This window comes from Streptomyces sp. Root431, assembly GCF_001426585.1.
GTDB lineage: Bacteria > Actinomycetota > Actinomycetes > Streptomycetales > Streptomycetaceae > Streptomyces > Streptomyces stackebrandtii.
Map to the genome: position 1 here is coordinate 115,287 of NZ_LMEI01000006.1, position 13,706 is coordinate 128,992.

Here is a 13,706-nt window from a genome sequence, read left to right on the forward strand (position 1 = left end):
GAGTCATGACCGGGCATCCCCCCTCCCATGACGAGATCGCGGAGGAGATGCTCTCCGCCGCCACGGTACGGATCGCCGGACCGGCCGGAGTCGCCGGTGTCGGCGTACTGATCGCGCCCCGGCTGGTCCTGACCTGCGCGCACGTCGTCACCGACGCGGCAGGCCTGGAGCGCGGACACCCCGAGCCGCCGCCGACCGCCCTGGACGTCCGGCTCCTGCAGTCCGGCGCGAGCGCGGCGACCGTGACGGCGCGGATACGGGACTGGGTGCCCGAGCGGCCGGACGGCCGCGGGGACCTCGCGGTGCTCCGGCTCGGCGAAGCCCTGCCCGGCGCGCGGCCGGTCAGCATGGCCGATCCGCCCTCGACCATGGCGCACCCGGCCGTCGTCCTCGGACTGCCCGACAACGTGGCGGAGGGCGGCTGGCACACCGCCGTGCTCCACGGACACACGGGCATCGGCTGGCTGCAGATGTCCCCGGACGGCGTGTCGGACCCGATCCGCCCAGGCTTCAGCGGCGCGGCCGTGTGGGACAAGGTGACGGGGGCCGTGGTGGGCGTCGTCACGGCGACCGCCTCCCCGGCCACCGGGCAGAGCTTCTGCATCCCGACGCGCACCATCACCGCGCAGATCCCCGCACTCGCCGGGCTGCTGTCCCCGCGCTCCCCGTTTCCCGGCCTGCATCCGTTCACCGAGCACGGCGCCCGGGACTTCTTCGGCCGGGACGCCGATGTCGCGGCGGTCCTCGGACTCCTGGAGGCCGGCGGGCCGACGGGCTGCGTCACCCTGACCGGACCGTCGGGGTCCGGCAAGTCCTCCCTCCTCATGGCCGGAGTGCTGCCGCGCCTCAGGGAGCAGGGCGCCGAGGTCGTCCTGGTGCGCGCCGTCTCCGGCCGCCCGATCACGCCGTCGGCGGTCGGCGGTGGTCGGCGCGTCGTCATCGCCGTCGACCAGGCCGAAGCCCTCCTCACCCTCCCGGAATCCGAGCTGCGCGCCACCGTCGGCGATCTCCTGGAGGCCGCCGCACACCCCGGTACATCGGTCCTGACGGTGGTCCGCTCCGACTTCCAGGACGCGATGCTCGGCCATCCGGACCTGGGCCGGCTCGTCGGTGGCGCGCCCGCCCACCAGCTGGGGCCGATGACCGCGCGGCAGCTCGCCGACGCGGTCGTCCGGCCGCTGGAGGACGTACCCGGAATCACGTACAGCGCCGGTCTCGCGGCCCGGATCGTCGAGGACACGGTGGGGCGGCCCGGGGCGCTCCCGCTGCTCGGATTCCTCCTGGAGACGCTGTGGGAGCGACGCCGGGACGGACGCCTCCGGTTCGATGTGTACGAGCGGCTCGGCGGCGTCGGCCGCGCTCTCGGCGAGCGGGCCGACGCCGCCTGGGACGCCCTGGAGGGCGACTCTCCCTCACCGGCCGCGACCGGCCTCCTGCGCGCACTCGTACGCATCCCTCCCGGGACGCGCACGGCGCTGCGCGCGCGGCTGCTCCGGAGCGACGCGGGCGAGGAACGATGGGCCGTCGCCCGCGCCCTGGCCGACGCCCGCATCCTCGTGCTCGGCGCGGACGAGGAGGGGCGAGAGACGGTGGAGCTGGCGCACGAGGCGCTCATCGAGCACTGGCGTCCCCTCGCCGAGCTGCTCGCCGGCGACCGCGCCTTCCTGGAGTGGCTGGGCGGCCTGCGCTACGACGCGCAGCGCTGGCGCGAGGAGGACGAACCGGACGGCCGGCTCCTCGAGGATCCCGCCCTGGCCCTGGCCGAACAGCGGATCACGACCCACGGGGACGAACTCACGGCAGACGACCGCGAGTTCATCAGGCGCAGTGGGGAACTGCGCGACCGCAGAGGCCGGGAGGCCGCGCGCAGCGCCACCCGCGCCCGGCGGGTGCGGCAGCTCACCGCGCTCGTCGCCGTCGTCTCCACCCTGGCCCTGCTCGTGGGGTCGTACTACTACCGGGGCATGGAGGCGGAGCAGCGGCGGCTCACCTCCGACCGCCTGGCCCAGCAGGCGGCCACCCTGGACAGCGTGTCCCTCACCGCCTCGTCGCTGCTCGCCGTCGCCGCCTTCGCGACCGAGGACCGGCAGCCGGCCCGCTCGACGCTGATCGCCCAACACCTGCGGATGATGGACGTCGAACACGTCGTCATGGAGGGGCAGTCCGAGGTCGAGTCGCTCTCCTTCGCCCCGTCCGGCGAGCAGTTGTACGCCCTGCTCGACAGCGGCGACGTCATCCGGCTCGACCTGCGCACGGCGGACGCCGAACGGCCCGTGCCGACGGCGCGGACCCGTACCGGCGACAACGCGCGGTTCGTCGTCTCGCCGGACGGCCGGGTCATGGCGCGGTCGAGCGGATGGGGGGTCGTCTCCCTGGGAGTCCACGCGTCCCGGGAAGCGGCCTTCGACCCCAAGGCGAAGGTGCGGTACGTCTCGCTGCGCGGGACCGATGCCGCGCGGAGGAATCCGCGCCCCGCGAGCGACCTCCGCTTCGACGGCACCGGGGAGCGGGTCCTCGCGGCGATCCGCAAGGAAGGGGTGCTGGTGTGGCGCACCGCCGACGCGGGCCGCGTCGGCCGGACGCTCACCCCGCCGAAGGGCTGGGACGTGGTCGAGGCGTGGTTCGGGGCGGGCGACACGGTGGTGGGCAGGATCGTGCCCGTCGGCGGCCGCGGCGACGCGCCGGGCCGCCTGCTCGCCTGGGACCTCGCGACGGGTGCGGCGAAGCGTCCCTGGGGCGAGCGGGCGGCCCCCGCCGCCTCCGCGACCGTGAGCGGGGACGGCGGGACCCTGGTGACCTGCACCCCGCAGGGGGCTCTCGAAGTGTGGCGGCTCGGCGCCCGGCCGCGGCGAGTGCAGTCGTACGCCACGACGGCGGTGCAGCTCTGCCCCCTCCAGGTGCCCCGGCTCGACGCCACGGGCCGCTACCTCGTCAACCCGGTGGGCCGGATGGGCGGTGACCTCGGCCGGATGCGCTTCCTCGTGGTCGACCTGGAGCGAGGGTGGCCGGGCACGTTCGACGTGCCGTCCACCGCACCCGAGGACGTCTCCATCACGGGTCGGACCGGCTTTCCCCCGGTGGCCCTCACCGGACCGCCGGACGGCCTGCGGGCCGCGGTCGGCGTCGGCGGCAGCATCGTCACCGTTCGCGTACGCCCCCCGGACGCCTTCGACACCCATGTCCTGCTGAGCGGCTTCCGCACCGCAGACGGGGAACACGAACGCCTCGCGATCGTCGACTCCCGCGGGGACGGCCTGGGGATGTGGAACCTGAAGACCCGCGAACGGATGGGGTTCGGCCGGTCGCCGAAGCAGCTGGCCAGTATGCCCGCATCCTTCACCCCCGACGGGTCCCGCGTCCTGACCGTCACCGAGGACCGGCGGAGCATGCTCGTCTGGCGGCTGACCGAGGGGGCGTCCGGGGCCGGCACCACGCACCGCCTCGCGGTGGAGCACGAGCTGGAGCTGCCGGCCCCGCCCGATCTCACCGCCAAGGGAGCCGACCCGCTGACGGGACTCACCCCGTCCTGGATCTTCGCCTCCTTCCCCGACGACCGGCACGCCGTCATCTCGGGGCTCTCCTACATGTCGCGCTGGAACCTCGACACGGGCCGGCAGGACGGCAGGCCGTACCGGCCGTCGGAACAGGAGAAGGGGGCCCTCGCCAACGCGGCGGCGGGCACCTGGGGCGCCGCCCTGCCCGGCACGCGCAAGGCCGTCGTGCGGACCGTCGGCGAGGTCGGCGCGTGGGACTTCGACACGGGCGAGTACACCCGGTGGATCGCCCGGGGCGAGCACGGCGAATCCGTCCGCGGCCTGCTCGTCTCCCCGGACGGGAAACGCCTCGCCGTGCACTACGCGGGCGGATCCGTCAGCCTCTGGAACATCGAGCGCAAGGAGTGGGACGGCACCGTCACCGAGAACGGCGTCCACGCGCTCGGCCGCTTCCTCGACGCGAAGGGCGACACCCTGCACACGACGACCCGGGCCGGTGAGCAAGTCGTCTGGGACACCCGGAAGAAGGACATGCTCTACCGCTACTGGGTGCGCTACGACACCACCCTGGCGCCGAACTCCACCGGCGACCGCATCACCGCGGTCGAGGGCTCCCACCCCTACACGGTCCCTCTCGACCCCGACGCGTCGATCGAGCGGCTCTGCGCACTCGCCCAGCGCGGACCGACCGACGGCGAGAAGGACCGGGTCGGCGACAGCGACGAGTTCGCCGAAGCCTGCCGGCCCGGGGCGTGACGCACTCCGGGGAGCTCAGACTTCCCAGGCGCGCCGCTCCGCCTCGCGCGGCGCCTCGACCAGGGACGGAAGGCCCGGACCGAACGTCATCACCGGACGCGCCGGGTCCCACGGACGCCAGCCCGGCTCGCCCGTCGCGGCGAAGGCCACCCAGGCGGCGTGCATCGCCGTCGCCAGCTCCTGGGGAGCCTCCGGCCCGGTCAGCGCCTGGGTCTCCGGCAGGTCGAGCGTGTCGAAGACGAAGCCCAGTTCGAGCGCGTGGCAGGCGCCGAGGTCCAGGACGGGGGAGCGCCAGCCGAACTCGTAGAGGTACGTCCCTGCGGACGCGCCCGCGCGCAGCCGGGCGTCCGCGAGCGCGTTCAGCGGGATCCGCAGCAGCTTGTCCGTGGCGAGCGCCCCCAGCACCTCGCCCGGCTTCTCCTGGGGCCTGCCCGCGCGGTACACCCTGGCCGTCCGGGACGGCACCTTCGCCTTCCGGAGCAGCAGCCGCTGCACCCACGGCCCCACCCGGTCGGTGACGCCGCTCGGCACGAACCACAGCCGGTACTCCTCGGTGGTCGTGCCCATCAGCAGATCCACCTCCGCCGAGGCGCCGTCCGCGAGCGCCTCGGCCGGATCGCGCGGCAGGACCTCGCCGTCCACGACGATCTGGAAGGAGTGCCCGCCGCTCAGCGGCGAGCCCTTGCCCGTCACCGCGGTCTGCGCCGCGAGCAGCCGCTCCCGGTCCACGCGCGCGAACGCCTCCGCCGTCGCCGGCACCTTGAGCCGCGCGGCCACCGCTTCGGTGGTCCGGCGGGCCGTGGCGAGCGGCTGGGCGATGGGCGCGCCGCTCTGCACCACGGCCCGCCGGAACAGGCCCTTCGCGAGCGGCGAGGCCAGCAGGGCGGATATCGAGATCGCGCCGGCCGACTCGCCGAAGACGGTCACCCGTTCCGGGTCCCCGCCGAACGCCGCGGCGTTCTCCCGCACCCAGGCCAGCGCGGCGATCTGGTCGCGCAGCCCGAGATTGGCGGGCGCGTCGGGGAAGACCCCGAAGCCCTCGACGCCGAGCCGGTAGTTGACCGAGACGAGGACCACCCCGTCCCGGGCGAAGGCGGTGCCGTCGTAGACGGGGACGGCCGAGGAGCCGTGGATCAGCGACCCGCCGTGGATCCAGACCATCACCGGCCGCCCGCCCCGGTCCTCGGCGTTTCCGTCCTCCGGTACCGCAGGTCCCGAAGGACCCCACGGCGCCCACACGTTGAGGTTGAGGCAGTCGTCGCCCTCGACGTCCGGGTCGGGGAGCAGCGCGTCGAGCGGCGGGGAGTACGGGCGCTTCGGCGCCGTCGGCCCGAAGGCCATGGCCTCCCGCACCCCGGCCCAGGGCACGGCCGGCTCCGGCGCGCGGAAGCGCAGCGCGCCGACCGGGGCCTGCGCGTAGGGCACGCCGAGGAAGGCCACCACGCCGTCCTTCAGGCTGCCGCGCAGCGCCCCGCCCCGCGTACGGACCTCGGGCCCGTCCTGGACCCGCTCCGACACGTCCGCAGCGTTCTCCGCCATCGATTCAGCCCTTCCTCGGGTCGACGGTGACCACACCGTCCGGATCATGGGTCAGCGTGCCGTCCGGACGCGCCACGCCGACCGGGACGGGGTACGCCCTAAGGGTGCGCCACCAGCGCGCGCTTGAGGACCTTGCCGGTGGGGCCGAGCGGCAGAGCCTCGACGAAACGCACGATCCGGGGGTACTTGTGGCGGCCGAGGCGCTCCCGCGACCACTCCACGAGCTCGTCCTCGGAGAGCGGGGCGCCCGCCCGGCGCACCACCACCGCGCACACCTCCTCGCCCTTCGCCTCGTCGGGGACGCCGATCACCGCGACCTCCGAGACCGCGGGATGACGCACGAGCACCTCCTCGACCTCGCGCGGATAGATGTTGAAGCCGCCCCGGATGACCAGGTCCTTCTTCCGGTCCACGATCCGCAGGAAGCCGCCCTCGTCCAGGACGCCCAGGTCGCCCGTACGGAACCAGCCGTCCACGACCGCCGCCGCCGTCGCCTCCGCGTCGTCGAGGTAGCCCGCGAAGATGTTGTGCCCGCGCACCACGACCTCGCCGACCTCGCCGTCCGCGAGCAGCAGCACCTCCCCCTCCACGGCGGCGTCCGCGATCCCCACGTCCACGCCCCACACCGGGTGCCCGACCGTCCCCGGCCTGCGGCCCAGGTGCGGCTGGTTGAAGGTGGCGATCGGGGACGTCTCCGTCAGGCCGTACCCCTCCAGGACCTGCGTACGGAAGGTCTCCTCGAAGCGCTCCAGGACGGCGACCGGCAGGGCGGCGCCGCCCGAGACGGCGACGCGCAGGGCCGCCGGGCGCCGGTCGGAGACCGCCGCGGCCTCCACCAGCGCGTGGTACATCGTCGGCACCCCCATGAAGACCGTCACGCCCTCGTCGGCGAGCACCTCCAGGGCCGCCGGGCCGCTGAACCGGGGCATGAGCACGAGCGTCGCGCCCCGGCGCAGCGTCCCGTTCATCGCGCAGGTCTGGCCGTAGCTGTGGAAGAGCGGCAGACAGCCGAGGACGACGTCGCCCTCGCCGAGGCCGAGGAGGTCCTGCGCGGCGACCGAGGCGTTCATGACGATGTTCAGGTGGGTCAGCAGCGCCCCCTTGGGGCGGCCCGTCGTCCCGCTCGTGTAGAGGATCACGGCGACGTCCCCGGGGTCGGCCGGCTCGCTCGCGGCGAGCGGTGCGGCCGCCGAGGGCGCTCCCTGGAAGGCGCGCACCCCGGCCGCCCTGGCGGCCTCCTCGGCCACCTCCCACAGCGGCCCGCCGCTCACGATGCCGGCCGCGCCGCTGTGCTCCAGGACGTACCGCACCTCGTCGGCGACGAGCAGCGCGTGCACCGGCACGACGGTCACGCCGGCCGCGAGCGCGCCGTAGTACACGCGCAGGAACTCCGTCGTGTTCGGCAGCAGCACGGCCAGCCGGTCGCCCGGCTTCAGGCCCGCCTCCCGCAGCCCGGCGCCGCAGCGCAGGGCCTCCGCCCACAGCTCGCTGTAGGTGAGCCGGGCCGCGCCCTCGACGACCGCGATCCGGTCGGGGAAGTGACGGGCCGACTCGCCGAGGACACCGGCGACGCTCAGTGACATGACACGCTCCAGAGGCGCGGAGTGAACAGCGCCGTAAACGATCGGGTGACACGGCACAGAATCCGCCGCCGCACCGCCCGGATGCCATGTGCAGGTGCCCACCATGTGCCGTACGGGGGTGGGCAGCGGCCCCGCCGCCGCGCGCGACCCGTGGCATTCGCCAAATCCGGGGGCTACGGTGCGAGCCATGACGCACAGCCCGGCCACCCCTCGCCCCGGAGCCACGCGACCTGGCGACGTCCGGCCGGCGGCCGTCCGACCGGGCGCAGCAGGTTCCGCCGCCCCGCACTCCGGCTCCCCGCGCTCCACCGCCCCGCACCCCGGCTCCCCGCGCTCCGGCGGAGCCCACACGCCCCTCGGGTCCGAGGCCGGTTCCGGGGCGCTCCGGCGCGCGCTCTCCACGGCGATGCTCGCCGACGTCGACCGCCTCACCGACCGGGCCGTCGACGACATCCGCGCCCACTCCGGTACGTACGCCTCCGACGCCCCCGTCACCCGCGACGACCTCTGGGAGATCTGCCGCGACAACCTCCTGCGCGCCCTGGAGGACTTCGGCGGCCTCGCCCCGACCGGCGGCGACTTCGAGCGGGCGGCCCGCCAGACCGGCCGCCGCCGCGCCGAGCAGGGCGTCCCCCTCGACACCGTCCTCCAGGCCTACCGGCGCGGCGGCCGGGTCCTCTGGCAGGTCATGGCCGAGCACCTCAGGGCCCGGGCCGGCCGCGAGTCCGACAGCAGGGACGTCGAGCTCGACATGGCCGGCGGCGTCTGGGAGACCATCGACCGCTACTCCGTCGCGATGGCCGACGAGTACCGGCTCGCCCAGCTGGAGCTCCAGAGCCGCCAGGACACCCGGCGCGTCGCCCTCTTCGAGGCGCTGCTCGACGGCCGCGCCGACGACCCCGCCGTCGCCGCGGCCGCGGCCGCCGCGCTCGGCGTCCCCGCCCACGACCGGTACGTCGTCGTGGTCGCCGCCCAGGACCCGGCCGCCCCGCCGCACCCGGCGCCCGTCCTGGAGGCCCAGGGCATGTGGTCGTTCTGGCGGCCCCGCTCCGGCCGCTACGCCGGGATCGTCCGGCTGCCCCGCCGCGACACGCCCCCCGGCCGCCCCTCCGCGGGCCCCCGGGGCTCCGCCGACCCGGCCGCGCGCGCCCTCCTCGACGTCCTGCGGGACCTCACCGGCGCGACCGCCGGGATCTCCCCGGAGTTCGAGCGGCTCTCCCACGCGGGCCGCGCCCTGCGGCTCGCCGAGCAGACCCTCCGTACCCTCCCGGCGGGCAGCGGGGAGGCCGCCGCCTTCGACGACCGGCTCGCGCAGGTGCTCCTCGGCGGGCGCACCGACATCGCGGAGCGGATCGTCACCGTCCACCTCGGACCCGTGCTCGCGACCGGCGGCGAGCGGGCCGCGCTCCTGACCACCCTCCGGGTCTGGCTGGACCACGGCTGCTCGGCCGCCCGGGCCGCCGAGCTGCTCTACTGCCACCGCAACACCGTCCTCAACCGCATCGGCCGCATCGCCGAGCTCACCGGCCGCTCCAGCGAGTCCGGCGAGGCCCGCCTCGGCTGGGCCCTCGCGCTGCGCGCGCTGCCGTACGCGGGCCTGGCGGACGCCCCCGAACCGGCCGCCGGGGAGTACGAGGCGGAGGGAACGTAGGCTGGCGGGATGCAGGAGCAGTACCGCACGCTGGCCCACGAGGGTGTGCACGAGACCGAGATCAACCGCTCGCGCTTCCTCTGCGCGCTCGCACCCGTCGCCGACGAGCGGGAGGCGCAGGAGTTCGTCGCGCGCATCCGCAAGGAGCACCCCACCGCCACGCACAACTGTTTCGCGTACGTCCTCGGCGCCGACGCCTCCGTCCAGAAGGCGAGCGACGACGGCGAGCCGGGCGGCACGGCGGGCGTCCCGATGCTCCAGATGCTCCTGCGCCGCGAGATGCGTTACGTCGCCGCCGTCGTCACCCGCTACTACGGCGGCGTGAAGCTGGGCGCGGGCGGTCTGATCCGCGCGTACGGCGGAGTCGTCGGCGAGGCGCTGGACGAGCTCGGCACGGTGACCCGGCAGCGCTTCCGGCTCGCGACCGTCACCGTCGACCACCAGCGGGCCGGGAAGCTGGAGAACGACCTGCGGGCGACCGGCCGCGCCGTCCGGGACGTCCGGTACGCCGAGGCCGTCACGATCGAGATCGGCCTCCCGGACGCGGACGTCCCCGACTTCCGGGCCTGGCTCGCCGACACCACGGCGGGCACGGCCGGGTTCGAACTCGGCGGAGAGGCGTACGGCGACGCCTGAGCGGCACGGGCCCCTGAGCGGCACCCGCCCCTGAGCGGCACCGGCCCCCGGAAACCCGTGGGGTCAGGCGTCCTTGACGGTGAGGCCGATGTGCTGGGCCAGGGCGGGGGCGAGGTCGAGCAGCTGGGGAGCACTGATGGTGGCGCCCTTGAGGGCCGCCACGCCGGACGTGATGCCCAGTGCGGTCGCCTCGCTCAGGTCGACGCGGGTGAGGGTGGCCTTGGTGAGGTCGACTCCGTCGAGCGTCGTTCCCGGGAAGGAGACGCCGTTCAGGGTCGCGCCCGCGAAGTCGACGTCGCGCAGCAGGCAGTCGACGAAGGTGACGTTCGCCAGCTGAGCCGCGCGCAGGTTGACCGAGTCGAACTTGCAGTGGTGGAAGACGGCACGGCGCATCTGGGTCCCGTGGAGCTGGGTGCCGGCCAGGAGGCTGGAGAGGCATTCGGTGTCCAGCCAGGTGGTTTCCGCGAGGTCACTGCCCACGGTGCGGATGTTGTGCATCCATACGGTGTCGAAGCGCGCGCGCCGGAACCGGCCGCCGGTGAAGGTCACCGAGGACAGGGCCGACTCGCTGAAGCGCGCCATGCCGCCGTCGACGTCGTCGAACGTGCGGTCGTCGAGGTGGAGCCACTCGTAGACCTCCTCCCGGTCCAGGTCCCCGGTGAACGGTTCGAGGCGATGCGCGTAGGGCAGGGCGGGCAGGTCGCGGGGGGCGGGTACGCGCATCAGGGTCCTTCCGGGGCGGCTACAGGTCACCCCTGAGGCGACCCGGTCAGGGGCCGCCCGAGGTGCAGGGGGATGTCTTCATGCTGACCCGGTCCCGAGGATTCCGCCTAATCGCGCCGAAGGCGGGAACCGCCGCACCGGACCGCGCGGTCACGGGCTCCACAAGTGCCCAAATGCGGCATAAAGGATGAATCGGCGCTGTGGTGTGAGGACCCCCGCCGTCCCCAGGGAGCGCGGCGGCCCCGTCCGGCACCTCCTCGACGGAGCCAACGAGCCTGCTCCGCAAGCTGGTTGGCTCACCAGGGTGATGGTCCGGGCGTCGAGCGCCGGTCGGCCCCGGGCTTCCCTGAGATTCATTGTGCGCCTCAGGCCCGATTGTCCCGCCAGGAAGATCGCGCCCTCGGCCCGTCCTGGACAAGCTCGAGGTCGTCGAACCCTTCCGTCACTGACCTCGATAGGCCCGTCCGGTCAGTTCGAGGAAGACGTCCTCCAGGCTCGTGCGCCGGGTGGTCAGGTCGAGGACCGTGAGTCCGTGCGCGGCGCCGGCTTCGACCAGGGTGCCGACGAGGGCTTCGGGGCTTGCCGCCCGCACCCGGAGCCGGCGGCCGTCGGACGAGGCCAGGCGTAGGTCGGACCGTGCGGTGAGGAGGGTGGCGACGACGGGTGCGGCGTCGCCGTCGTAGCTGCAGACCACTTCCGTGCCCGCACCGATGCCGCGTCCGAGTTCCTCGACCGTCCCGGTGGCCAGGACGGTCCCGCCGTCGACGATGGCGAGCCGTTCGCAGAGCGCCTCGGCCTCCTCCAGGTGATGTGTCGTCAGGAGCACGGTGCGACCGCTCGCGTGGAGGTCCCGCAGGACCTCCCAGAGCCTGAGCCGGCTCTGCGGGTCGATTCCGGTCGTGGGCTCGTCGAGGAAGAGCACGTCGGGCCCGTGCATCAGGGCCCTGGCGATCATCACGCGCTGCGCCTGGCCCCCGGACAGCTCGGAGGGGTGGGCGCGTGCCCGTCCGGCCAGGTCGAAGGTGGTGAGCAGCTCGGTGGCGCGGGCCCGGGCGGCGGCGGCCCGCAACCCGAAGAAGCGGCCGCGGAACTCCAGGTTCTCGTGGACCGAGAGTCCGCGGTCCAGCGTGTTGGCCTGGGACACGACGCCGATCCGGCGCTTCACCTCGACCGGTTCGCGGAGGACGTCGGCGCCGGCCACCCGCGCGGTGCCGGCGGTCGGCCGGACGCGGGTGGTCAGCATGCCGATGGTGGTGGACTTGCCGGCTCCGTTGGGGCCGAGGAGTCCGAAGAACCGGCCCCGTTCCACCGTGAGGTCGACTCCGGAGACGGCGTGGACCTCGCCGGTGGCCGTGCGGTAGGTCTTGCGGAGCCCCACCGCCCTGATCGCGAAAGGTGAGTCGCCCACGGTCAGAGCACCGCCCGGCGCCGGAAGCGGAGCAGGCCGCACAGGCCCAGCACGGCCGTGCCCGTCAGCAGGACCGGCAGGCTGACCGCCAGGGGCAGGTGGGCCACGTCCGGGGTCAGGACCGCGCGCAGCGCCTCGCTCATGTAGGTCACCGGGTCGATCAGCGTGAGCACCTGCAGCCACGGCGTCCCGTCCAGGGACTCCCAGCTGAAGTAGGCGCAGCCGAGCATCGCCAGCGGCACCCGGACGGTGGCGAACAGCAGGTTGGCCTGCTGGATCTCGATCAGGGTGCCGAGCAGCAGGCCCAGCGAGGAGCCGAACAGGGCGGCGCCGGTGAGGACGAGCAGGAACAGCGCCCAGTTGTCGAACGTCAACTCGGGTGCCTGGCCGGGGGCGTGGACCAGCAGGGTCACCGGGAGGACGATCAGCCCCGCCAGCATCGCCTGCACGGTCGACGAGGTGATCTTCTGGAGGCCGAGCGTGGTGGTCCGGAGCGGCGCGAGCAGGCGGTCCTCGATCTCACGGCCCGGTCCGAACTCCGCGATGAGCGGTGTGATCGTCGCCGTCACCGCCTGGATGGTCACGCAGACCGCCAGCAGGCCCGGCGCGAGCGTGGTGGCGTAGCGGGGGCCCGTCGCCGTCAGGGCCGCTCCGGAGGTCGCCGGGATCACGTAGGCGAAGATGAAGGCGAAGGAGAAGGGCTGCATGACCGCCTGGACCACGAACATGCCGAAAGAGCGGCGGATGACGCGGAGGTCGCGGGCGAGCAGTGCGGAGAACGCGCGGCCGGCGGTGCCACCGCCTCCCGCCGTGCCGCTGCCTCCCGCCGTGCCACCGCCTCCCGCCGTGCCACCGCCTCCCGCGGTGCCGTGTGACAGGGCGAGCGGGGACACCGGCTCACCCGCCCATCAGGACGCGCTGGAGCGCCTGCCGGTCCCGATCGGCACTTCGGAGGTCCGCGGTGCCGTCCGGGTGGTGCGGCGACCCGGGTACCTCGTAGCCGAGTTCGCGCATGGTGTCGCCGGTGATGGCCACGAGTCGGGCGAGGGTGTCGGGCTGGAGCGTGCGCCAGCGGCCGAGGGCTGCCGTGTCGATGGAGTCCTTCGACCAGGTCTTCCAGTCGCCCTTCCCGAAGTTCTCGCGGTTGGCCAGCGCCGCGGTGGCGAGGTCCGGTGCTTCGGGGACGCCGAGGAAGCGGGTGACCTCGGCCAGGACCGGATCCGGGCCGGTGACGAGGTCCTCGTAGGTGATCCGCAGGACGCGGTCACCCGCCCGGGCGGCGAGCTCGGCCATGGCGCGGTTGATGTCCACCCAGGCGTGCGCGCACGCCTCGACCACGACGGGGTGCCTGGTCAGGTAGCCGTGGAACTCGTGGGGGTAGGCGCCCTGGCGGGCGAACAGCTCCGCCATCGAGACCACCACGTCGAGAGGATGGCGGACCAGCCAGACGTAGCGCGCCGTGCCCGCGAAGAGCAGCTCCAACTCCGGGACGAACAGTCCGCTGAACACGTCCTTGTCGACCCACACCGACTTGCCCGCGGACCGTGCGAGGTCGGAGTACACCTCCGCCACCACGCCGCGCAGGCGGTCCAGTACGAGGTGTTCGGGGTAGCCGGCGCACCGGAAGCTGCTCAGCAGCCCTACCGGAAGGCCCTGGGCGAGGTGCTGGTCCCGCAGCATCCGGGCGGTGGAGGAGACCAGGTTGAGCTCGGGCGGGCAGAAGACCCGGGGGTGGGCGTCGATCAGTCTCCGCAGCAGCGTGGTCCCGGACCGGGGGCTGCCGATGAGCAGCGCACCCATCGCGGGGGACGGCGTGCCCCGGGCCGGGGCGGCGGGGGTGTCCGGTGGGCCGGCAGGGGTGTGTGAGGTCATGGCGATCCCTGGGGTGAGTCGAATGCGGGCCGGTCGGCGGTGCG

9 protein-coding genes are annotated in these 13,706 nt (G+C 74.3%); 3 read left to right on the forward strand and 6 right to left on the reverse strand.

Going from position 1 to position 13,706, the window contains the following annotated elements:
• Nucleotides 1-5 precede the first annotated feature (5 nt).
• On the forward strand, nucleotides 6-4,250 hold the full coding sequence (locus ASC82_RS05025; RefSeq protein WP_056642110.1) for a trypsin-like peptidase domain-containing protein: 4,245 nt from the start codon (nucleotides 6-8) through the stop codon (nucleotides 4,248-4,250).
• Nucleotides 4,251-4,265: 15 nt separating this feature from the next.
• Here ASC82_RS05025 and ASC82_RS05030 read toward each other — a convergent pair whose 3' ends face one another.
• Together ASC82_RS05030 and ASC82_RS05035 are read right to left on the reverse strand one after the other, a co-directional pair.
• The gene (locus tag ASC82_RS05030; RefSeq protein WP_079039053.1) at nucleotides 4,266-5,789 is read right to left on the reverse strand and encodes a carboxylesterase family protein; all 1,524 of its coding nucleotides are present in this window, start codon (nucleotides 5,787-5,789) and stop codon (nucleotides 4,266-4,268) included.
• Nucleotides 5,790-5,887: 98 nt separating this feature from the next.
• On the reverse strand, nucleotides 5,888-7,372 hold the full coding sequence (locus tag ASC82_RS05035; protein ID WP_056642113.1) for a long-chain fatty acid--CoA ligase: 1,485 nt from the start codon (nucleotides 7,370-7,372) through the stop codon (nucleotides 5,888-5,890).
• Nucleotides 7,373-7,559: 187 nt separating this feature from the next.
• On the opposite strand from ASC82_RS05035, the gene ASC82_RS05040 reads away from it, so the two are divergent.
• The gene (locus ASC82_RS05040) at nucleotides 7,560-9,023 is read left to right on the forward strand and encodes a PucR family transcriptional regulator (protein WP_242427555.1); all 1,464 of its coding nucleotides are present in this window, start codon (nucleotides 7,560-7,562) and stop codon (nucleotides 9,021-9,023) included.
• A 9-nt stretch (nucleotides 9,024-9,032) separates the two neighbouring features.
• Entirely contained in the window at nucleotides 9,033-9,659 is a 627-nt protein-coding gene (locus ASC82_RS05045; protein WP_056642118.1) for a YigZ family protein, read from the forward strand.
• A gap of 63 nt (nucleotides 9,660-9,722) precedes the next feature.
• On the opposite strand, the gene ASC82_RS05050 is transcribed toward ASC82_RS05045, so the two are convergent.
• The 4 genes from ASC82_RS05050 to ASC82_RS05065 form a co-directional block, all read right to left on the reverse strand.
• Entirely contained in the window at nucleotides 9,723-10,382 is a 660-nt protein-coding gene (locus tag ASC82_RS05050) for a pentapeptide repeat-containing protein (protein WP_056642121.1), read from the reverse strand.
• Nucleotides 10,383-10,824: 442 nt separating this feature from the next.
• Nucleotides 10,825-11,790 carry an ABC transporter ATP-binding protein gene (locus ASC82_RS05055; protein ID WP_056642124.1) on the reverse strand — a complete coding sequence of 322 codons (966 nt, stop codon included), beginning with the start codon at nucleotides 11,788-11,790 and terminating at the stop codon, nucleotides 10,825-10,827.
• Nucleotides 11,791-11,792: 2 nt separating this feature from the next.
• Entirely contained in the window at nucleotides 11,793-12,683 is an 891-nt protein-coding gene (locus ASC82_RS05060; RefSeq protein ID WP_056642127.1) for an ABC transporter permease, read from the reverse strand.
• A 4-nt stretch (nucleotides 12,684-12,687) separates the two neighbouring features.
• Nucleotides 12,688-13,662, reverse strand: coding sequence for a sulfotransferase (locus ASC82_RS05065; RefSeq protein ID WP_056642130.1), 975 nt, complete (start codon nucleotides 13,660-13,662; stop codon nucleotides 12,688-12,690).
• Between the last annotated feature and the right edge of the window lie 44 nt (nucleotides 13,663-13,706).

What these genes read in the sequence shown, in the direction of transcription:
- ASC82_RS05050 (WP_056642121.1), bottom strand. Translation starts at nt 10,382, where the DNA reads ATGCGCGTACCCGCCCCCCGCGACCTGCCCGCCCTGCCCTACGCGCAT.
- ASC82_RS05065 (WP_056642130.1), bottom strand. Translation starts at nt 13,662, where the DNA reads ATGACCTCACACACCCCTGCCGGCCCACCGGACACCCCCGCCGCCCCG.
- ASC82_RS05025 (WP_056642110.1), top strand. Translation starts at nt 6, where the DNA reads ATGACCGGGCATCCCCCCTCCCATGACGAGATCGCGGAGGAGATGCTC.
- ASC82_RS05030 (WP_079039053.1), bottom strand. Translation starts at nt 5,789, where the DNA reads ATGGCGGAGAACGCTGCGGACGTGTCGGAGCGGGTCCAGGACGGGCCC.
- ASC82_RS05035 (WP_056642113.1), bottom strand. Translation starts at nt 7,372, where the DNA reads ATGTCACTGAGCGTCGCCGGTGTCCTCGGCGAGTCGGCCCGTCACTTC.
- ASC82_RS05040 (WP_242427555.1), top strand. Translation starts at nt 7,560, where the DNA reads ATGACGCACAGCCCGGCCACCCCTCGCCCCGGAGCCACGCGACCTGGC.
- ASC82_RS05045 (WP_056642118.1), top strand. Translation starts at nt 9,033, where the DNA reads ATGCAGGAGCAGTACCGCACGCTGGCCCACGAGGGTGTGCACGAGACC.